This window comes from Fervidobacterium gondwanense DSM 13020, assembly GCF_900143265.1.
In the GTDB taxonomy this organism is placed as follows: Bacteria; Thermotogota; Thermotogae; order Thermotogales; family Fervidobacteriaceae; genus Fervidobacterium; species Fervidobacterium gondwanense.
Map to the genome: position 1 here is coordinate 403,195 of NZ_FRDJ01000001.1, position 20,598 is coordinate 423,792.

At 40.2% G+C, this 20,598-nt stretch carries 17 protein-coding genes; 6 read left to right on the plus strand and 11 right to left on the minus strand.

The annotated features are described in order from the left end of the window. Positions 1–23 precede the first annotated feature (23 nt). Both BUA11_RS01835 and BUA11_RS01840 read right to left on the minus strand, forming a co-directional pair. Positions 24–794 (minus strand): radical SAM protein, encoded by a 771-nt coding sequence (locus BUA11_RS01835; RefSeq protein ID WP_072757694.1) that lies wholly within the window; start codon positions 792–794, stop codon positions 24–26. Then, entirely contained in the window at positions 782–1,690 is a 909-nt protein-coding gene (locus BUA11_RS01840; protein WP_072757696.1) for a radical SAM protein, read from the minus strand. Before BUA11_RS01840 ends, BUA11_RS01835 begins: the two co-directional genes overlap by 13 nt. Positions 1,691–1,956: 266 nt before the next feature. Between BUA11_RS01840 and BUA11_RS01845 the strand changes: the two genes are divergently transcribed. From BUA11_RS01845 to BUA11_RS10530, 3 genes are read left to right on the plus strand one after another with little or no spacing between them, the layout of a single operon-like run. Beyond that, positions 1,957–2,979 carry a M42 family metallopeptidase gene (locus BUA11_RS01845; RefSeq protein WP_084634295.1) on the plus strand — a complete coding sequence of 341 codons (1,023 nt, stop codon included), beginning with the start codon at positions 1,957–1,959 and terminating at the stop codon, positions 2,977–2,979. Between the two features lie 6 nt (positions 2,980–2,985). After that, positions 2,986–3,954, plus strand: coding sequence for a hypothetical protein (locus BUA11_RS01850; protein ID WP_072757699.1), 969 nt, complete (start codon positions 2,986–2,988; stop codon positions 3,952–3,954). Positions 3,955–4,011: 57 nt separating this feature from the next. Continuing rightward, complete coding sequence (locus tag BUA11_RS10530; protein WP_072757701.1) at positions 4,012–4,758, plus strand: ComEA family DNA-binding protein; 747 nt, start codon at positions 4,012–4,014, stop codon at positions 4,756–4,758. 14 nt (positions 4,759–4,772) lie between these two features. Here the strand turns inward: BUA11_RS10530 and BUA11_RS01860 are convergent, their stop codons facing one another. The 6 genes from BUA11_RS01860 to BUA11_RS01885 form a co-directional block, all read right to left on the minus strand. Then, positions 4,773–6,224, minus strand: a complete 1,452-nt coding sequence (locus BUA11_RS01860) for an HD domain-containing phosphohydrolase (protein WP_245789435.1) — start codon at positions 6,222–6,224, stop codon at positions 4,773–4,775. A 38-nt stretch (positions 6,225–6,262) separates the two neighbouring features. Continuing rightward, positions 6,263–7,612: a sensor histidine kinase gene (locus tag BUA11_RS01865; protein WP_072757703.1), complete on the minus strand. Its 1,350-nt coding sequence runs from the start codon at positions 7,610–7,612 to the stop codon at positions 6,263–6,265. A gap of 71 nt (positions 7,613–7,683) precedes the next feature. Continuing rightward, the gene (locus BUA11_RS01870; RefSeq protein ID WP_143145236.1) at positions 7,684–9,138 is read right to left on the minus strand and encodes a substrate-binding periplasmic protein; all 1,455 of its coding nucleotides are present in this window, start codon (positions 9,136–9,138) and stop codon (positions 7,684–7,686) included. A gap of 6 nt (positions 9,139–9,144) precedes the next feature. After that, the gene (locus BUA11_RS01875) at positions 9,145–9,690 is read right to left on the minus strand and encodes a VanZ family protein (RefSeq protein ID WP_072757707.1); all 546 of its coding nucleotides are present in this window, start codon (positions 9,688–9,690) and stop codon (positions 9,145–9,147) included. A gap of 22 nt (positions 9,691–9,712) precedes the next feature. Then, positions 9,713–10,639, minus strand: coding sequence for an MBL fold metallo-hydrolase (locus tag BUA11_RS01880; protein WP_072757709.1), 927 nt, complete (start codon positions 10,637–10,639; stop codon positions 9,713–9,715). 51 nt (positions 10,640–10,690) lie between these two features. After that, positions 10,691–11,806 (minus strand): DNA polymerase Y family protein, encoded by a 1,116-nt coding sequence (locus BUA11_RS01885; protein WP_072757711.1) that lies wholly within the window; start codon positions 11,804–11,806, stop codon positions 10,691–10,693. A gap of 229 nt (positions 11,807–12,035) precedes the next feature. Between BUA11_RS01885 and murD the strand changes: the two genes are divergently transcribed. The 3 genes from murD to eno all read left to right on the plus strand — a co-directional run bounded on the left by murD (position 12,036) and on the right by eno (position 16,208). Next, a complete protein-coding gene (gene murD, locus BUA11_RS01890; RefSeq protein WP_072757713.1) occupies positions 12,036–13,298 on the plus strand; it encodes a UDP-N-acetylmuramoyl-L-alanine--D-glutamate ligase in 1,263 nt (420 codons plus the stop codon). A gap of 49 nt (positions 13,299–13,347) precedes the next feature. Beyond that, positions 13,348–14,712 (plus strand): alpha-amylase family glycosyl hydrolase, encoded by a 1,365-nt coding sequence (locus tag BUA11_RS01895; protein ID WP_072757715.1) that lies wholly within the window; start codon positions 13,348–13,350, stop codon positions 14,710–14,712. Between the two features lie 200 nt (positions 14,713–14,912). Next, complete coding sequence (eno, locus tag BUA11_RS01900) at positions 14,913–16,208, plus strand: phosphopyruvate hydratase (RefSeq protein WP_072757717.1); 1,296 nt, start codon at positions 14,913–14,915, stop codon at positions 16,206–16,208. 163 nt (positions 16,209–16,371) lie between these two features. Here the strand turns inward: eno and BUA11_RS01905 are convergent, their stop codons facing one another. From BUA11_RS01905 to tyrS, 3 genes are all read right to left on the minus strand, one after another. Then, positions 16,372–17,721, minus strand: coding sequence for a hypothetical protein (locus BUA11_RS01905; RefSeq protein ID WP_072757719.1), 1,350 nt, complete (start codon positions 17,719–17,721; stop codon positions 16,372–16,374). A gap of 169 nt (positions 17,722–17,890) precedes the next feature. Beyond that, positions 17,891–19,183: an S-layer homology domain-containing protein gene (locus BUA11_RS01910; protein ID WP_072757721.1), complete on the minus strand. Its 1,293-nt coding sequence runs from the start codon at positions 19,181–19,183 to the stop codon at positions 17,891–17,893. Positions 19,184–19,374: 191 nt separating this feature from the next. After that, positions 19,375–20,568, minus strand: coding sequence for a tyrosine--tRNA ligase (gene tyrS, locus BUA11_RS01915; RefSeq protein WP_072757901.1), 1,194 nt, complete (start codon positions 20,566–20,568; stop codon positions 19,375–19,377). Between the last annotated feature and the right edge of the window lie 30 nt (positions 20,569–20,598).

Below are 20,598 nucleotides of genomic sequence, written 5' to 3' on the forward strand. Positions count from 1 at the left end.
ATTCGATTCAAACATTGTCTTTACTATTTTACATAGAATGAACAACAGCCTGTTTTGTCGTAACTTTTATTGACAGGCTTTACAACAAAATCAACTTTTCCGCACAATCTCTTTTGTAGTTCTTTTCTGTACTCTCCTTTCGGATGCATACACCCTAAAACCACGTTTTCAAAAATTTCTCTCGCCTTATCGAAAACTTTTACAACATCATCTATGTCAGGTGCTGGGCAATTTTGAAACGCTGTATTCGGCGTAGGTATAAAGATGTTCAGAACGATACTTTTGAAATACTTAGAGAGCATTTCAAGGGCTGTATATTCGTGACTCATTTTACCACATAACACACCGATTGTGATGTGTGGAACTTTCTTCACTTTCAGAGGCAGAACACTTTGCAATATCTGTTCTGGTGTGCGCTCTATGCCGTAGATTTGTTTCAAGACATTTTCATCGCCGTAGAAATCAAAACTGATCAAATCAGCAACGTTTTCCAGTTCAAAAGGCGGATCTTTCGGAAAGCCGATATGGAAGTTATAGGTCAAGTCATACTTTTCTTTCATCGTTTTCAAAAATTCCAGATACTCTCCAAACGGTATCTCGCCATTTGGAAGCATCCCGCCACTAACCAAAAACGACTTATACTTCTCGGCATATTTCTCAATTTCACTAACGTGAACCATGTGTTTTACGTAATGTCCACCGCAATGAGCACAGTTAAGTGGACAGCCTTTTGTTACAGATATTGGTAATGTTGCTGATGGATCAATGCCTACGTAACAGCTCAAATTCTGCATCTCCAATCTACTGGAAAGGTTGTAACACGTTCTTTTTCATCAAGCTGCATCCAACCATCTAAATCAAGTTCTATGAGCTTATCGAGTGCACTCTCGTATTCATCTTTAGTGATTTTCCTATTGATCAGTTCGTCCTGCTTCGCCCCAAAATGCGGTATGTACTGAGACATCAGCGCAACAGAAATCTTCTTATCAAGTGATGCGATAAACTCTAGCGCTCTATCGTGACCGCTGACGTTGTTTGGAAGGACCAAAATCCTGACTATTAGACCCCTCATCTTCTCTTCGTCAAAAGGACCAACCTGCCTGTACATTTCACGTATGGCTTTCTGAGTAACATCCCAGTAATCAGGTACTTTAGAATATTGCATTCCATAACTATTGTCAGTATACCTAATGTCAGCAAGATATATATCTACGTACCCTTCAAGTGCCTTTATCACTTCAACACGCTCGTAACTTGATGTATTATACACAACAGGAAGCTTGAAACCTCTTTCCCTTGCTATATCGAGTGCCTTTACTATCCAGGGAATATGTGGTGTTGGTGTTACAAGGTCCAACGTTTGAGCACCAGCTTCTTGAACTCTTAAGAACGCGCAAGCGAGTTCTTCTGCGGATATCTCGAAACCGACACCTTTCTGAGAAAACCCCATGTTTTGGCAGTAAATACACTTCATCTGGCAGCCGGAGAAAAAGACAGCACCCGCACCGTTCTCGCCAGAAAGCGGTGGCTCTTCTCCCTTGTGCAAGACTATATTTGAAACCTTCGGCAAATACCCAACACCGCAGATGCCTTTGGTAGTCCTTCTATCCACTTGGCACATCCGAGGACAGAGCGTGCAACTTTCTAAAATCTCCAAATTTGACAACGACTTTAATTCGACACTTTCCATCACAGTTTCACTCCTAACCATTTCGAATTGAAGAATTATCCATTTAACAATTATATCATGTAGCATCGATGCATGAATTGATTTTTTGTATACGTTGTGTTGTGTATACTTTAAGAAAAATGCATTTTTCTGAACAATTTAGGAGTGTATATTCTAAGGTTGTGTGTTATAATAATTCTAAAGGATGTTAGGAAAGCTAACATGAGTTAAGAATTAACCATCATATATCGTAAAATACCAAAAATCGTTATCGAACGGGGGTGTTTGTGGTGAAATCAACGTCATTAGAGAATTTGGTAAAAAGGCTAACAGAAACTAAGAGTCCAAGTGGTAGGGAGTCACAGATCACGGCTGTTATTTTAGAAGAGTTGGAAGGAGACATCGACGGGTACAAAATAGACAAACTTGGGAATTTAATAGTATGGAAGAATGGAAAGAGCGGAAAGAAAGTTCTTCTGGATGCGCACATGGACGAAATCGGTGTTGTCGTTACAAATATAGACGACCGGGGATTTCTCAAGATAGATAGAGTTGGGGGGGTCTCTCCGTACACTATATACCAGTCAAGAATCAGGTTTGGCGAAGTGGTTGGTATAGTTGGCATTGAAGGGGAAACTTCCGAAGAATTGCAGACGAACGTCCAGAAGATGTCCTTCGAAAAGCTATTTGTCGACATCGGAGCAAAATCAAGAGAAGAAGCTGAAAAGCTCTGCCCGATAGGAACGTTCGGTACATTCGACAGCTACTTTCATGAACAGGGAGATTACATGATAAGCAAATCTATGGACGATAGAATCGGATGTGCTGTTATAATAGAAGTACTCAAGAGAGTAAAAAAACCAACTAATACAATTTACGGAGTCTTTGCAGTCCAAGAAGAAGTTGGGCTCATAGGTGCACATGTGGCAGGTTACGACATTGAGCCAGGTGTTGCAATAGCACTCGATGTTACAGGTGTCGGGGATACGCCAAAGGGATTGAAGAGGGTGCCGATGGAACTTGGAAAAGGTGCTTGTATAAAAGTTAAAGATATGGCTTCGATAAGTAACAGATACATCGTTGAAAAGCTCAAAGAACTCGCACAAAAATACAACATACCACACCAGATGGAAGTTCTCATATTCGGCGGAACGGATGCGGCGGGCTATCAAGCAACAAAGAGCGGAATTCCGAGCGCAACGATATCGATACCAACGAGGTACATCCACACCCCAAGCGAAATGGTTTACAAACCTGACGTGGAAGCGACAATTGAATTAACAATCAAATACTGCGAAGAGGGGTTATAAGAAGGCATGAAACAAAGAACGCCTATTAGCTCGAGAAAGTGGAAGGATATAACCGATTTTGATTTAAAGGTCTTATCCATTGTAATAATAACCCTCTCACTAATTACTATAACACTTGTGCTGTACACATTTTATCTCAAAGCCCAAAAGTCAAAGGTTGAGGTTGTAATAAGAGAAGTTGGTACAAATACAACACCACCAACTGAAAGAACTCTAAAAACCGCCACTCAGACGGTAATAATCGTTGAGCCGGCTAAGGAAGCTACTTCCTTGGCCGTTTCTATCGATACAGCTGCTACAAGTACTTCAACGCAAATGAACCAACAAACAGCCGAGCAGGAAGGAAAAGGAAAGAAAGATGAAAACTCACAGATGATAAAGCTCGAAACAGAAAGCAACGAGACGGCAAACGTTAATGTTCAACAGCCGCAAAAACAGTCTCAAGAACAAAGCACTCAAGCACAAGCGAAAGGCGAAAAACAAGAACCGCAACAGCCAGAGACAAATACTTATTTGAAAGACATCACAAAATTCGACTACAACCTTCTTGTTTCAAGGATGGCTGAGAACTTTCCTGAAAGTGTGCTAAGGACTGTATATCTCTACGCAGTTGACGGTGAAACGGCTTTAAAGATTGCAAAGTTGACGCAGAACTATGTAATAGATAGATCTGGTTCGAAATACTACGTTTTGACCTTAAATAACGTAATGCCAGAACTTAACCCTTCAAAGTCGATTTACACAATCACTACTGACCCAATCTCAAGCTCGAAAGACGCTTTCAAATCAGTCGTAAATCTTAGAACTGTCGGAATCAGCGCATTTAGTATAAGCACAAAGTCCGGTTACATTATCTGCCTTGGAATATTCACTTCTGAAAATCAAGCGAAAAGCTTCTATTATTCACAGGATTGGACCGAATTGTCGAGATACGGTCACGTAAAAGGCGCGAAGGTATCTAAAATAGGGCAGTAATCACATTAAGTGATTAGAGCGTACAAGTGCGGGGGAATCTCGGGGGGACTTTTTTGTATGATATTTTCAAACTTCGATAGAAGAAATAGCGGAGAAAACACTTCTAGTTCGCTGTTTGAAAATATAAAAGCACTGCACAAGAAGGCATCTGCAAGTCAAAGAGCATTCTTTATACTCTTTGCTTTGATTATAGTTCTCTCTGGTGTTTTGTATCAACCGAGCTATAACAAACTTGTTCAAGAAAGTGTCTACGGGCAAGAAGAAAATCTAGAAGTAGCCGCAGAATCGGCACAGAGGAAATACACTTCCTCAGTTATAGACATCAACACCGCTTCACTTGAAGAACTCCAGACACTTCCGGGAATAGGTCCTTCAAAGGCGCGGGCCATTGTAAAATACAGAGAAAAGCAACAGTTTTCGAAAATTGAAGATATCATGAACGTTCCAGGAATAGGCGAAAAGACCTTTGAAAAGCTTAAAGATAGGATAAAAGTAAGCATACCAAATAATCAGTCTCTTCAAAACACCAATCAAACATTGGTTACCAACAACGCGGAGAACCAACCAACAAACACCTATTCCACGCCACCATCGATTAACAAGACTGAACAGAAGATAAATATAAACACCGCAGGAATTGAAGAATTACAAAAGCTCCCTGGTATTGGTCCAGCAAAAGCACAAGAGATAATCAATTACAGAACAAAAAATGGACCTTTCAGGTCCATCGATGAAATTATGAACGTTAAGGGAATCGGCGAGAAAACGTTTGAAAAGATGAAAGATATGATAACGACAAGATGATGAGCAATTGAACACTATTTTATATACAGTTCTCTTATTTCATCGTACTTTTCAAAGAATATTTTGCATATCTCAGGATCAAATTTCTTGCCTTCTTGATCCTTTATATATTCTAAGACATCATTTTCATTCCACTTGGGCCTGTAAACCCTATCAGACATCAAAGCATCGTACACATCCACAATAGCTACTATGCGTGCTTCTACCGGTATGTCATCACCTTTTAATCCTTTCAAATATCCTGAACCATCCCAGTTCTCATGGTGGAAAAGTGCGATATTGGAAGCTACCTTAAAAATCGGATGCTCAACTTGCGAGAGGATTTTATAGCCAATCAAAACATGTCTCTTCATGATCTCAAATTCTTCGTCTGACAATCTCCCAGGTTTGTTTAAGATCGAGTCCGGAATTCCTATCTTCCCGACATCGTGTAACATTGAAGCAATTTCAATAACGTCAAGATACTCTTCTCCAAATCCAAGAGAACCTGCAAATAATCTGCTCAACTTTCCTACCCTTCTGACATGCTCTCCAGTTTCCAACGACCTCGTTTCTGTTACTTCTGAAAGTATATAAACTATCTTGTAAAGAGTTTCAACTAAATCTTTCGATATAAGATAATTTGTAATGCCAGATGCAAAACGGTCAACGATCACAGTCAAAAAATTTTTCTGGGTTTCTGTCAACTGTTTGGAAAATTCAGCTTTGATTACTTTACCTGAACCTACGGATTCAGAAACGAAAAACTCACAGATCCTATCATCCTTCCAAACAACTTCTGTGTGTTTCAGATTATCAAAAAACTTTATATCTGGTAAATCCACCAACGCATTTCTATCACTTTCCACATATTTAACAACAGCCTCATTATTTAAAATCCTGCTAAAATCATCAAAGAGACTTTCGATGTACATTTTATAATCATCAACCGATTTTTGACCGTCGCTGAAAAGCATTGATGAGTAGAAATTGCCCCTTTCTAAAAGTCTTTTCTGAATCTCAAGTTCTACAATGTCTCGATACTCGCGTAAGCGCGATATTATCATAGTGTAAAGTCCGTTGCTTGAGAGTTCAGCCTTTTCACGATAGTCATTTATGTCATATTTTACTATTATTTCCCTCGGTGGAGCGTATCCCGGTTGGCCCGTGCGGATAACAAGTCTGATAAGTTTATTTCCAATCTTCTCTCTGATGTATTTTACCAATTCAAGCCCGGCATCATCGCCTTCCATTACAACATCTATTATGGCCAATGCTATGTCTTCAACATTCTCCAAAATTTCCTTTGCCTCTTGCGATGAATAGGCACTGTACAATTTTACTTTCTTTCCTTCAAAAACTATGTCCCTTGCAACGACAGATGTTATCGCATGTACATCAGGCTCATCATCGACAACAAGGATTTTCCAGAAATCTTTCAGCTCATGATCTATTTTTTCACTACCCTTTTTGAGGAATTTCGCCAATCGACATCACCTACCTGCAGTTCTTTAGAGGATGTGAACTAATTGCCTTCCTTGATCGGTAATGTAATAATAAACTTCGTTCCTCTCCATAATTCACTTTGAACTTCGATAGTTCCGCCGAGTACTTCTGAGACCAACTGATAGACAATACTCAAACCAAGTCCAGAACCCGATTTTTGGTCTGTAGTAAAGAAAGGTTCAAAAATACGCTTCTGTATTTCAGGTTCAATCCCCTTGCCATTATCTGCAAAAACAAACATCAGTTCTTTGTTGTTCCCGCTTGTTATCGTTTTCATCTCAATTCTAATTTCACCAGGATTGTCATATTCAAAAGCATGAACAATTGCATTATCGATCAAATTCATGAGAATCTGAGTTATCGCTCCAGGAATAGTGTAAATCGTTAGGTTCTCCTCAATATCTGTCACTACATTGATCTTTGTTTTCCTAAGTTTTGGGTGTAAAGAATTGAGGACATCTGTGACTAATAATTTCAAATCGACATTCGCATAGCTTTGAACCATCTCATTCATGGCCACCCTTTTCAAGCTTTGCACAAGCTCAATAATCCTACGGGAGTTCCTCACCATCATATCATTCAGCTCGAACATCGTATTCAAACAATCCTTAAATTCCTCTTCAGTTAATTCGTCTTTCTCAAACTTATCTTTAATATCACTCAAGATCTTGTGTTGTTCTGTTAGAGAAGAGTATATTATTCCTGAAGGTGTATTCACATCATGTGCTATGTTCACCATCAACTTACCAAGTGCAGCCATCTTTTCCGAATTTATTATCTTGTTCTGCGCTTCTTCAAGTTCGTTGAACGCAAGTTCAAGTTCGTTATTCATCTCATTTAATTCCTCAACAAGCTCTTTTAATTGTTCGTTCTTTTTCAAGTTTTTCATTAAAAGAATTAGAATAAAATACATACCGAGGAAGATCAAAGATATATAAAACAGAAAGACTCGCGGGACACTATCGGTATATCTAAAACTCACACTCCCAACAAAAGTGTCGGCATAAAACAAGTTAATGTTCTTGTTATGCAACCTGACTCCGAGAACTTGCTCTAAAATGTTCGGAACATACGACTCATCAGAAGATCCCAACTCACGCCTTTTATCATCATACACAAAGACGCCAGTTATATCTGCTGACTGAGTTATTACTCTTGTCAACTTATCTATTACCCTATTATCGTACGTCCACACAGGATAAGAAAGGGTCTCAGCATAATAATCCAGTCTTAAGAAAAGCTCTCTTTTCCACGATGAATAATGATTAGTAGAAACTAACAAAAAAATCGCAAACAAAATCATAGGTGAAATAATACTGACAATTAGATGTATTTCGACTTTTCCCTTTTCAATACTTGTCGAATTCAAAATTCTCACCTCTTTTCAAAGCTCAGAGCCTATCCCAATTTTACCATAAACCTCCTAAGCAACGAAAGTATTCATTTCCATAATTCTTCATACTTAACGCCATACTTTCTTAAGATATCCATATAATCAGATGTGTTTTTGAATCTTTTGAGTTGTTCAGAAAAGCTCTCAGCAAGGTACGAGCCATGAAAGTTCTTTGAAAACCCGACGTAATATACCATTTTCTCACCAAAAACAGGAGAATACTCTACTTCAATTTTCATCTCACGTGCAATATATTTTCCTACAAGCAAATTGCATACGAATAAATCGATTCTTCCATTTTTCAGAAGCTCAAATCCAACCTCATCAGTGCTTACAGGAACTTTTCTAAACTCTGCATTCCAAAACCAGTCGCCATATGCATAACCATCACCATATCCGCAAAGCGCTTCTTTCGGAATTTTCTCAAGCGATGAAATGTCGATTTTCTTCGATTTTAATTTGAAAAGCACATCGAATCCCGCACTAATGGGTTCTCTTGGAAAAGTAAGGAAATCTTTCCGCTCCTCTATATCTCTAACACTCATGACTCCATCGTACATCTTCGTTTTCATAAGCTCGAGACACCTTGTCCATGGAAATGATAGGAATACAGGCTTGAAACCAAGCTCTGAGAATACTTTCTTCACCACATCAACATCCATCCCAACCCAGTCCTTTTTATCCTTGTCGTACCATTCGTAAGGTTTCCAATCTACAAGCAGAATTTCCACAACGTTCCCTGGAAGTACGTAACCCTCTAACCCATACTTTTTTATCAATCTATCGATAACACCATTTATCAGGATCTTCCTGAGAGCTTCCTCTACAACTCTAATTACTTTATCATCTACCGACTTTGAGAAAACTATGTATTGATAACACTTCTCCGACGGTGCATTCATCGATTTGTACTTCCCTTTGCTTTGCGATATGTAGTATCCCAACGGAAGACTTGAAAGGAATAACGTATCTACTTTTCCTTTCTCAAGAGCTTCCATTGCTTCCGTTATACTCTTGTATTCAACTATCTCTTGCTGTTGTGGCATATTCGGTATCTTTCTTGCTGTTACTGTGCCACCGATTACTCCTATTTTCATACTGTCCTTATTATTCAAAACGTTTTCCATGTCTGACTTTATAACGAAAATTTCTCTCACAACATAAAGAGGCAGTCTAATGTACTTAACAGTCTTTTCCCACTCTTCACTGTGTGGTACACCCACGAAGATCTGAACCCCTTTGTTTGAAAGCGAACTAATTATTTGCTGAATTGGCTTTGCCGTAGACGATTTGTACCTAATCTCTACGTTATCCTTCTTCAGTTCTTTGTTCAGCTCAACTATTATGTCATGACAAAAACCCGAAATGCTGTTTCCCTGAATAATGTACTTTGGTACAATATCCTGAGCATAAGTATACAAAATAACTGAAGATTGCGAAAAAGTGGCTATAGAAAAAAGAACAACAAGAATAACAATTAAAAATTCTTTGAAAATTATCATCATATCTCACCTCTCTTCATATCTCCTCATAGCTTTTAACTTTTTAATTAAAAGCAAGGATAAAATAACAAAAGTGCTGAATAACGAGCCAAAAAACGCACCCGTTGAATCGATGATAACATCGTTTAGCGAGGAACCACGTGCATAGAAAATTTGGTTGTATTCGTCGAATATTGCATAAGTTGAGGGAACCGTGAACCCGAGCAAGGAAGAAATCAGAAAAGACTTTTTCCAAGTGTGGAAAGCAAGTGATATCAAGAACGCAAAAACGAAATAAAGCCCGAAGTGAGCGCTCTTTCTAATAACCATCTCCGCAGGGATATTCTCAGTTCCAAACCACCATTGCTTCAATTTCCTCTCTACTTTCGTAAAAAGCGCTGTACTTGAGAAGTCGAAAATACTGTCAAGCTTCTTAATTACCCTGTACGCAAACTGCGACTGTCTCATCGATTCAACAGGACCTCTTGTTGAGAAATAGTATATCAAGCCAAGCCAAAATAGAACGATACAAAACAGAGATAAGGTTAATATTTTGAGTTTTTTATCCTTCATTAAGCACACTCCTATTACTTTGTTATTGCTTTCTCACATACTCCAAACGCCTATTTTCAAAAATTATTTGTGCATAGTCATTTTCAAACAAGTAATTGCAATAAGCCTTAAGCGTTTGCAACAACAAAACATAGCCTGTAGCATCTAAAGAAAGAAAAAATTTCTCAGCAACATGAGAAACAACGTCATCGATTGTCCTTGGCACATCGAGATAATCTATTATAGTATTTAATGTTTCTTTTACGACGTTTTTGTTCGATTCTACAAGTTTTAAGAATTCTTCTTTCGATTCATCACTCTCAAGATTGTATACTTCACCGTGACTTGGGACTATAAAAGAGACATCGTTTTCAACCCATAATTTTAGACTGTCTAAGGTCTTCAGATGTTGAGCGACATCAACTAAAAAATATACTTTGTACTTCTGTATGGTCTGAGAAGAAACAATTGAGTCTGCTACAAAAAATATCCGCTTGTCTGGTAGATTTGTTAGAATGCCGATCATATCGAATGAATGTCCCGGAAGTGGTATTATATTAACATTCAGCTCTTCGTTAGTGCCATAATCGATAATATCTGTGACTACGGAAGGCTTTGCAAGGAGGAACTTGTTGTCAATACCTTTAAACGGAAGTGCACCCCAAAGATAAGCGGGCTCAAGGACGGGATTTTCTATAAACGCGCTCTCGAGCTTTGTTGCAAAGATTCTGCTTTTGTACTTGCTCTGCAAGAAACTGTTTCCGCCGATGTGGTCTGCATGCGAGTGCGTGTTGATTATCGATACTTTCTTCACTGCAAGTTCTCCCAAAACCCTTGCTATTCTCTTCGCATGGTCCGGACTACTCCCCGTGTCGATCAATACAGCTTCATCGCCCTTTAGAATCACACCGACGTTCACTGGTGATTTTAGAACAAGGAAACTTTCAGCAAGTTTTGCAACTTCGAACATACTTTCAACCCCTAATCTTGTCCTTGCATTTATTTTATCACAACTCACCAGTTAAATGATTTTCTTGCTTTTCAAAATGAAGTAACCGCTGAGGAACGTATTGTTCAATCCATTTCCAACAGCTGCCAACTTCTCGTATTTTCTTTGATATTCCTCCCAAAATAGCGAACATTGAACAGAATCGATTATCTTGAGATTATTCAAAGATATACCAATTTTTGAAATAGGATAGTTTCTGTACAGCTTTTTTGCAATATCTTCCACAACCTTTGATAAAAGAAAAAAGTCATTCGTGTGAACTGCTAAGTTGTGCGAAAGAGAAAACGCGCCAAACCTGTCCTTTATATACAGCGCCACATTCTTCGCACCGTACCTTCCTCGAATCAATTTGGAATAAATCCCAAAGAGAAGATAGTTAAAAACTGCATAAAGTTCTTCAAATGATTTTATTTCCTTATCCAGCGAGAGCGAATGTCCGATGCTTTTGGGCGGAACATGTTTAAAAAACTCTGGTTCCGTATATTCTTTCAACACCAGTTCGCGAAGTTTTTCAGAAATTCCACCATTTTTCAAAAAATCTTCCAAAGTTTCTATTCCAATCTCTTTAAAAACTTTTTGGCTCTTTTTACCTACTCCCGGTATATCTTTTATCGGCAATTGCTTTGCAAATTCATTCAAATCATCTACAACCAAAAACCCGTCTGGCTTAGCGATTTCACATGCGCTTTTTGCTATCACAGGATTAGGTCCAACACCAATAGTACAACTCAACCCTAACCTCAGCTTTATTTCATCCTTTAAAATTTTCAACTTCTCAACACCGTCTTCAAAAACATCAACAGCAATGTACACTTCATCTATGCTCGCTTCCTTATACACCGGAAAGAAATTTTCAATGATCTCCAAAAGCTTGAGCGTTGTGAATTCGTACTGCGGATAATCAGCCTTTACGAACAAAATGTTCTTGCACAACTTTTTAGCTTCTGAATAAATCATCCCTGTCTTCACGCCGTGAATCTTCGCCAAATAATTCGCACTCAAAACGATAGGGTTCTTTCCTCCTCCAACAACAGCAAGGGGCCTTCTTTTGAGAATCGGATTTTTTACCCCCTCAACGGACGCAAAGTAAGAATCCATATCTACAAGTGCAACCTTTCGATATATCACACGGCACACCCCCTATTTAATTTTAGTATACAAAAGTATATTATATACTAATGTATAGTATACAACAAAAGCGGTTGAAAAATCAAGTTTCACACAAAAATCAAGATGCAAGATTTTGTGAATTTTCATTGAATATTTCCAATAAATTCCCGAGAGTGCCAAAATTGTGTGGTAGAATATTCGAGGAAGAATTTTAAGACAACAATAAGCTAAAAAGGAGTGGTATGCTTTGAAATACGCGCTTTTAGGATTTGGATTAAGCAACAAATACGCAGCGAAGTATTTGAAATCACTTGGTGAAGAGATATTTGTAAGTGAAGGTGGAAAGCTTTCCGAAGAAGACAAAAAATACTTAGAGGAAGCAGGCATACCATACGAAGAAGGCACAAACAGTGAACGCCTATTGGAAGCCGATGTTATACTAACCAGCCCAAGCGTTCCGTACAACCACCCAATCCTTATGAAAGCCAAAGAACTGAAAAAGCACGTTGACACGGAAATCACATATTTCACAAAAAACCTTGACTGGAATCCGAAGATAATCGCAGTTACTGGCTCTGTTGGAAAGAGCACGACCGTATCGATGATCAATCACCTCATATCAAAGAGCGCAACTTCACAACTTTCTGGAAATATAGGGATTCCCATCGCGCAAGTATTACTAGAAGGCAAAAAGCCAGAATACTTAGTCATAGAAATAAGCAGCTTCCAGCTCTACTGGGCTGAGTATTTTAAACCGCACGTGGCAGTCATTACAAACATATACCCCAACCACCTTGACTGGCACCCTTCGATGGAACACTACGCAGAATGTAAGTTGAAAATAGCAAAATTCCAAGACAACGAGGATCATTTCGTATACAACCCAAAAGATATGGAGACGTTCAAGAGATTAGCCTTAGTTCAAGCAAAGCGTGTCCCGTTCACCGTCGATTTCAAATTCGAAGAGATACCGTTCCACATACGCACGAAACAGAACGTTGAGAATATTGCTGCAGCAAAGACTGTTTTGAAAGTTTTGAATCTCCCATTCAACATGAATATGCTCGAAGATTTTGTACCGCTACCACACAGGATGGAATACTGCGGCACGATAAACGGTGCGCACTACTACAACGATTCAAAAGCGACGAACGCAGCCGCTGTCGTTAAGGCGCTCGAGAATTTCGACAGCAACCTCTACCTCATAATCGCTGGAAAGGGTAAGAACGAAGACTACACCCAACTTGCTGATACTATCAAACAAAAATGCAAACACGTTGCAATAGTGGGTCCAATCTCAGATCAAGTTGAACCGTACTTAAAAGATAGGGGTATAGATTATAGAAGGTATAAAAGCATCGAGGAAGCCGTTGTAGAGATTTCTAAGATAGCAGGAGAAGGTGATTTCGTGCTCCTTGGACCAGCGGGTGCGAGCTACGATGCTTACAAGAACTTCGAAGAACGCGGAGAACATTTCAAGTCTATTGTGAAGAAATTGATTGGAAGCTAATCTTAAGTAGATATGATTTGCAAAACATTCAAATTGGAGGGAACAGACGATGATAGGTTACGAGATATTTGTGAGGTCCTTTGCGGACTCAAATGATGACGGAATTGGGGATTTCAAAGGCATCGCCCAGAAAGTCGACTATTTCAAGATGCTCGGCGTAGACTTAATCTGGTTAACGCCGCACTTCAAGTCACCAAGTTACCACGGTTACGACATAATCGACTACTTTGACACGAATGTCTCGTTCGGAACACTTGCAGATTTTAGAGATATGGTCGACAAGCTACATGCGAATGGAATAAAAATTGTCATCGACCTGCCGTTCAACCACGTCTCAGACAGGCACCCATGGTTCAAAGCCGCTATGAACGGCGAAAAACCGTATGTTGATTACTTCCTCTGGGCGCAGCCGCACTTCAATTTGAAAGAAAAAAGACACTGGGACGAAGAATTGCTTTGGCACACGAGAAATGGCAAGACATACTACGGCGTGTTCGGTGGTTCTTCGCCCGACTTGAATTATGAAAACCCCGAAGTTGTGCAAAAATCACTCGAGATAGTTGAATTCTGGCTCAAGCAGGGCGTTGATGGATTCAGATTTGATGCGGCAAAGCACATATACGACTACGATATCAAAGAAGGCAAATTCAGATACGACCACGAAAAGAATGTCGCCTATTGGCAACTCGTTATGGACAGAGCAAGGCAAATCAAAGGAGAAGATGTATTCGCAGTTACGGAAGTCTGGGACGATCCTGAAATCGTTGACAGGTACGCTAAGACAATCGGCTGTTCGTTCAACTTCTACTTCACAGAAGCCATAAGAGAATCGATGCAGCACGGAGCGGTGTACAAAATCGTCGACTGCTTTCAGAGAACACTCACGAAAAAGCCATACCTGCCAAGCAACTTCACAGGCAACCACGACATGCACAGACTGGCTCAGCTACTACCACATGAAGAGCAGAGAAAAGTCTTCTTCGGACTGCTCATGACAACACCCGGCGTTCCGTTCATATACTACGGCGATGAGCTCGGAATGAAGGGGCAGTACGACTCCACATTCACAGAAGACGTTATAGAACCATTCCCATGGTACGCTTCGCTATCTGGCGAGGGCCAAGCGTTCTGGAAGGCTGTAAGGTTCAACAGGGCATTCACCGGTGCTTCTGTTGAGGAACACCTGAACCGCGAGGACAGTCTGCTCAAAGAAGTTATTAACTGGACAAAGTTCAGGAAAGAAAACGACTGGCTCACAAACGCATGGGTAGAGCACGTAACGCACAACACGTTCACAATCGCTTATACGGTTACAGACGGCGACAACGGATTCAGAGTTTATGTGAACATAGCTGGCCACCACGAGACCTTCGAAGGAGTAAGTCTCAAAGCGTACGAAGTTAAGGTTCTCTGAGCTTCAGGTTATTGAAAGCAGAGCGCTTTGTGTGAAAAAAATCACTAATATGTAGAAAAACTTGTAGGAATGTGATATAATTTAATCTGTGCCGAAGATGGTAAATTATCAAGCATTTTCTCAACGGTTTTCAAATATGCGTTTTTTAGATAGTCTTGAGTGTTGTTTGTATTTGAAACTAAAAAAGTGGAGGTGTAGTTATGTACGTAGAGATTATTGACGTGAAGGCAAGAGAAGTGCTCGATTCCCGCGGAAACCCAACGGTTGAGGTTGAGGTATTGCTTGAAGATGGAAGCTTTGGCAGTGCTATCGTTCCAAGTGGAGCATCTACAGGAAAGTTCGAAGCACTCGAATTGAGGGATGGCGACAAGAAAAGGTACATGGGCAAAGGCGTGCTCAAAGCGGTAGAACACGTAAACGAAATCATCGCACCAAGAGTTGTCGGATTGAATGCATTTGATCAGGTTTACCTTGACAAAGTCCTCCTTGAGCTCGACGGCACAGAGAATAAATCAAAACTCGGCGCAAATGCAATCCTCGGCGTATCGATGGCAGTCGCAAGGGCAGCATCAGAGAGCGCAGGAGTACCGCTCTACAAATACCTCGGCGGAGCGAATGCAAAAATTCTCCCAGTTCCATTCATGAACGTCATTAACGGCGGTGCGCACGCAGACAACAGCCTCGATATTCAGGAATTCATGCTCGTTCCAGCGGGAGCACCATCGTTCAAAGAAGCTCTCAGGTACGGTGCAGAAGTCTTCCACACGCTCAAGAAGATACTCAAAGACGCAGGACACGTTACAGCAGTCGGTGACGAAGGCGGATTTGCACCAAACCTTTCATCGAACGAAGAAGCGATCCAAGTGCTTATCGAAGCAATTAAAAAGGCAGGGTACGAACCAGGAAAGGACATATACATTGCGCTCGACTGCGCAGCAAGTGAATTCTACAACGAAGAGACGGGAAAGTACAACATCGATGGAACTGAAAAGACAGGCGACGAACTGATTGAATACTACTCAATGCTCATAGACAAATACTGGCCCGTAATAATCTCCATCGAAGACCCATTCGAGCAAGAAGACTGGGATAGCTACGTGAAATTCACGCAGAAAGTCGGCGGAAAAGTACAGATAGTTGGAGACGACCTGTACGTTACGAACGTAAAGAGACTCGAAAAAGGTATTGAGCTCTTCGCAAGCAACTCGATACTCATAAAACTCAACCAGATAGGCTCGGTAACAGAGACGCTCGATGCGATAGAAATGGCAAAGACGGCAGGAATGACGAACGTCATATCCCACAGAAGCGGTGAAACGGAAGACACATTCATAGCAGACCTTGCGGTAGCAACAAATGCGGGCATGATAAAGACAGGTTCACTCTCAAGAAGCGAAAGGATAGCCAAGTACAACAGACTCCTCAGAATCGAAGAAGAACTCGGCGATGCGGCGATATACAAAGGATTAGGAGCGTTCTATTCGATAAAAAGATAAGAATCGAAAAGAGATTTAATTATTGAAAGACTCCCCCTGAAAATGAAAGGGGGAGTTTTTGTTTCTACGTTACGTGTATGTCCAGAATGAACAATCGCGATAAATGGCAAAACAACACCCCGCCTTCCGGCGGGGTGTTACGTCTTATCGATAATTGATTGTATTAGAAGCTTGCTGAGTATGTGAGTTTAAGATTCCATGTTGGATCTGAATTAATTGTCCAACCAGCTCTATCATTGCCTGTCAATGTTCCGTAGAATCCTGTTACATTTACATTTGGTGTTAAGACGTATTTAAATGATGCATTGAAGCCGTTGTTACTTGGAGTCATTCTGAAGTTTCCGCCTACTGTGAAGACACCTGGCACTACATTAACAGAACCATTGACGTGGATGTATGTGTACGTTGCAAGTTCTGTTACATCTGCCCATTCTGCTTTTGCTGTAGCAGAGAGCATCGCATCAGCGTAATCTGCTTGTGTGTAGAGTGTGAATTTCATTGTTGAATCAATTAAGTCTGTTTCTGTTGTCTTTACAAAGAGTGTTACAGGTGTAACTGCTACTTTTGCTGAAAGTTCGTTAAGTGGTACCTTAAATGTTGGTGTTGCTGGCTGCATATCGTACTTTGGTGTTACTTTTGCTGTTACTGTTACTGGTGCGAATGTTGTTGTGTATGTTACGCCAAGCTGTGCAAACTTACCATCTGTTTTGGTGTTGCTCTTGTAAACGAGATTTGCAATACCATCGGTGTATTTGAGTGTCGGCGCAAGTGTTAAACCTGCAACTGGTGAAAGGCTTCCAGATACTGTGACACCGTAAACTGTTTTTGGATTTGCTGAAGATGCATCAACCATACCTGCAAAGACGTCAACTGATGGCTTGAATATACCGAGATCAACTGTACCAAATACGTTGGCACCAACTGTGTAGTAACCACCAGCGACGTACATACCGCCAACAAGTGTGAATGGTGCAACTGGGTATTTCACTAAAAGCATGTCGCTGAACCAATTTGCGTAGTCTAGTGTACCTGTAATTTCTGTTGTGTTATCTTCAATATAAACTTCAAGACCTGCTACTGCTGGGAATGTGAGTTTGAGTGCGTCAGCAAATTCTGATTTAAATTCTGAATCCCAATCAGATATAGAACCATCTGAATTGTAAACTCTACCTGTGAAGTAGTCATTGACAAACTGTTTTCCTGTTGTGTAGTATGCGCCAAAATATGGTGTTGAGAATGTTATTGAACTGAGAGTAAGTGTAACTCCACTGAACGGTGTATAGGTAATTCCGAATGTTGCTCCTGCTTGCGTGTCTGATGTTGGTGAAAGTGAAAGACTTGCTAAAACATCTGATAGAGCTCCATTAAAGCTTACCCCATCCTTATCAGCCGTCAATGTGAAAGTAACTGTACCGGTATACTTTACGTTTGGTCCGAGTGTGAATGGTTTTTCTGCTGCGAAGATGCTAACTACCATGAGAAGCGCTACAAGTACCGTAAAAAGCTTTTTCATAACCTTTCTCCCTCCTCCTGTGAGTTTAGGCTTTCTGCCCCTTTTTGTTTCTCTTTAGAAAACTTCTAAGTTTATAAATAAGGAATATCAAATATACCTTAAAATGCTTCTTGCCATCCCCCCTTTTTTTTGCATAGTAAATTAAAAAGGGTATTCCTAAAGCGATTAATTAGAACCATCCGAAAGCTTTACCTAATGCAATTATTCCAATTACAAGCCCGCTTACACCTGTGACGACTCCCCATGTTGCGAGTTGTCTTGTTTGTTCAAGCTCTTCTTTTGTTGCCAATTTGTTGCTGACTTCTTGCCTAAGTTCTTCGACTTCGCTCTTGTCTGCCTTCACTTCTTCTACAACTTGCGTTAAGCTGACGAGTTGATTCTCTACTAAGTTAAGCCTATCATCGTGGTTAGCTACAAGTTCTTCGAGTGCTTCGATTCTGGTTGCCAAGTCGTCAACTCGGACGTCCACATAGGATGTAAGTCTGTCCTCAAGCGATTTTAAATCTTCTGAAAGTCCGTAAACCATGTCCCTGATCGCTGGTAAACCTGTGTCTATTGTACTCTGTATGTTTAGAACTTTTGTTTCAAGTTCGTCAATTCTTGCCGAGATTTCTTCTTTGCTCATTGTAAATTCCTCTTGTTGCCCGAGTATTGCATCTGACAGTGTTGCATAGTTGTTTGCTATTGTCTCTTCAAGTTCTGCAGCTTTAGCGTTGAGTACTTCGATAGCAGAGGTGTTTTCTTCCAGTTTTGCGTTAATGTCATCTATAGACTTTTGCAACACTTCATCCTGACTTGTGACTTTCTTATCCAAATCCGCTATCTGTTTTCTCAGCAAGTAGTCAACATCGCCAAGCTGCGCCGCTAATCCGTTTAATATCTCGTTCATAGCCGCAACATCGTTTTTGAGCTCTGCAAGGTTGATCTCCGACTTTTGTCCTTCTTCATCTTCGTATGTGAATTTGTCTTGAATTGAATTTACCAAATCGTAGAGCTTTACTATGTCTTGATCGTGTAAGTCGAGAACAAGTTTCATATCTTGAATCGTCACTTCAAGCTCTGCTTTGAATTCTTCAATCATCGCTTGAAGTTCGTCAAGTGAACTTACGTCTGCTTTCGTTTGGAGCGTGTCGTAAATCATGTTTGTGTATTCTTCTAAAAGCTCAATTCTATTTGCCAGAGTTGATATTTTTTCGTCTGTATCTGCTGCAAGTTTGTTTACTTTATCAGATATGATCTGCTCAACATAATCAAGAGTTCTTACAAGGAAAATAGCTATCTGGTATCTTGTTATAGATTCATCACCGCGGTATGTCCCGTCAGGAAAACCTGTAACAATACCGATTTCTTCAAGCTTTTGAACATAGCTTCCTGCCCAATGACCTTTAGGTATATCTCTGAAAGCTGCCATGGAAAGTGTGACGAGAAGTAACACTGTAAGTAACGTGAGAAGCTTTTTCATCTTTATACCCCCTTTGTTATAGAATTTACTTCCATTATATACGAATAAACAGCAATAAAAATGTACCGGTAGGAAGTTATTTACAAATTCAGCATCGATATTATACCACAAATTATTAAGCAATGCAAATTTTTCAATGATTTTTTCCAAAGAAACACTCTGGTCCGTACGAAAGCTATTGCATCAATAAATCACTTATTTGCTATAAGCTTTATAAATAAACGTTTCCCAACTCTTACTATGTGCTCCCCTTGAACGCTGACAACGGCTTTAAAGTTGTCTATTCTATTTCCATCAAAGTAAACTCCACCTTGTGTTATGAGCCTTTTAATTTCGCTCTTCGTTCCGATTCCCAGTTCGAAGAGCAATTCTACAATGTTGTGTTCTCCAGAATTAGCAATCTTCTCCGGCATTTCTTCTGGCAGTTCTTTCTTCTGAAAAACGGTGACAAAATATTCTTCTGCTTCTTTTGCGGCTTCTTCACCGTGGAACTGCTTGACTATCTCTCTTGCAAGCCACATTTTGTAATCTCTCGGATTAACCGTCTTGGCATTTATTTCTTTTTCCATTTTCTGTATGAATTCTTCTGACGCATCCGTAAGCAATCTTGTGTATTTTACGATGAGTTCGTCAGGAATAGACATCACTTTGCCATACATGTCCTTAGGCTCATCTGTAAAGCCTATGTAATTTCCATAGCTTTTACTCATTTTGAGCTTTCCATCCGTGCCTTCTATTATCGGCATTGTCATGACTATCTGTGGTTTAAAACCATATTCTTCTTGTATTTTTCTTCCAACCATCAAGTTGAATAATTGATCCGTTCCGCCAAGCTCGACATCTGCTTGAATCGCAACCGAATCGTACGCTTGTGCCAGCGGATATAAAAATTCAGCAACGCTGATCGGCGAACCTTCCGCATACCTTTTTGCAAAATCTTCCCTTTCGAGCATGCGAGCGACCGTGTATTTACCGGCAAGCTTGACGACATCAGCAAATGTCATGCTCCCGAGCCATTCGTTGTTGTATCTTATCTCGGTTTTTTCTTTATCCAAAATCATGAAAGCCTGTTCTGCGTAGCTTTTTGCATTCTCTACAACTTCTTCCCTTGAAAGCATAGGACGAGTCGTGTTTCGGCCGGATGGGTCACCAATCATGGCAGTAAAATCACCAATGATTAACACAACTTGGTGACCTAAGTCCTGAAATTCTTTGAGTTTTTTCAAAACAACAGCATGACCAAGATGAAGGTCTGGTCTTGAAGGGTCAACACCAAGCTTAACTCTCAACGGCTTGCCAGATTTGAGCCGTTCAAGAAGTTCTTCTTCCGAGACTAAATCCACGCAATTTCTTTTGAGTATTCTGAGTTGTTCTTCGGTTGGCAGGTTCACTGTAGACAAATGATACACCCCACT

What these genes read in the sequence shown, in the direction of transcription:
- BUA11_RS01835 (WP_072757694.1), bottom strand. Translation starts at nt 794, where the DNA reads ATGCAGAATTTGAGCTGTTACGTAGGCATTGATCCATCAGCAACATTA.
- BUA11_RS01840 (WP_072757696.1), bottom strand. Translation starts at nt 1,690, where the DNA reads ATGGAAAGTGTCGAATTAAAGTCGTTGTCAAATTTGGAGATTTTAGAA.
- BUA11_RS01850 (WP_072757699.1), top strand. Translation starts at nt 2,986, where the DNA reads ATGAAACAAAGAACGCCTATTAGCTCGAGAAAGTGGAAGGATATAACC.
- BUA11_RS10530 (WP_072757701.1), top strand. Translation starts at nt 4,012, where the DNA reads ATGATATTTTCAAACTTCGATAGAAGAAATAGCGGAGAAAACACTTCT.
- BUA11_RS01870 (WP_143145236.1), bottom strand. Translation starts at nt 9,138, where the DNA reads ATGATAATTTTCAAAGAATTTTTAATTGTTATTCTTGTTGTTCTTTTT.
- BUA11_RS01875 (WP_072757707.1), bottom strand. Translation starts at nt 9,690, where the DNA reads ATGAAGGATAAAAAACTCAAAATATTAACCTTATCTCTGTTTTGTATC.
- BUA11_RS01880 (WP_072757709.1), bottom strand. Translation starts at nt 10,639, where the DNA reads ATGTTCGAAGTTGCAAAACTTGCTGAAAGTTTCCTTGTTCTAAAATCA.
- BUA11_RS01895 (WP_072757715.1), top strand. Translation starts at nt 13,348, where the DNA reads ATGATAGGTTACGAGATATTTGTGAGGTCCTTTGCGGACTCAAATGAT.
- eno (WP_072757717.1), top strand. Translation starts at nt 14,913, where the DNA reads ATGTACGTAGAGATTATTGACGTGAAGGCAAGAGAAGTGCTCGATTCC.
- BUA11_RS01905 (WP_072757719.1), bottom strand. Translation starts at nt 17,721, where the DNA reads ATGAAAAAGCTTTTTACGGTACTTGTAGCGCTTCTCATGGTAGTTAGC.
- BUA11_RS01910 (WP_072757721.1), bottom strand. Translation starts at nt 19,183, where the DNA reads ATGAAAAAGCTTCTCACGTTACTTACAGTGTTACTTCTCGTCACACTT.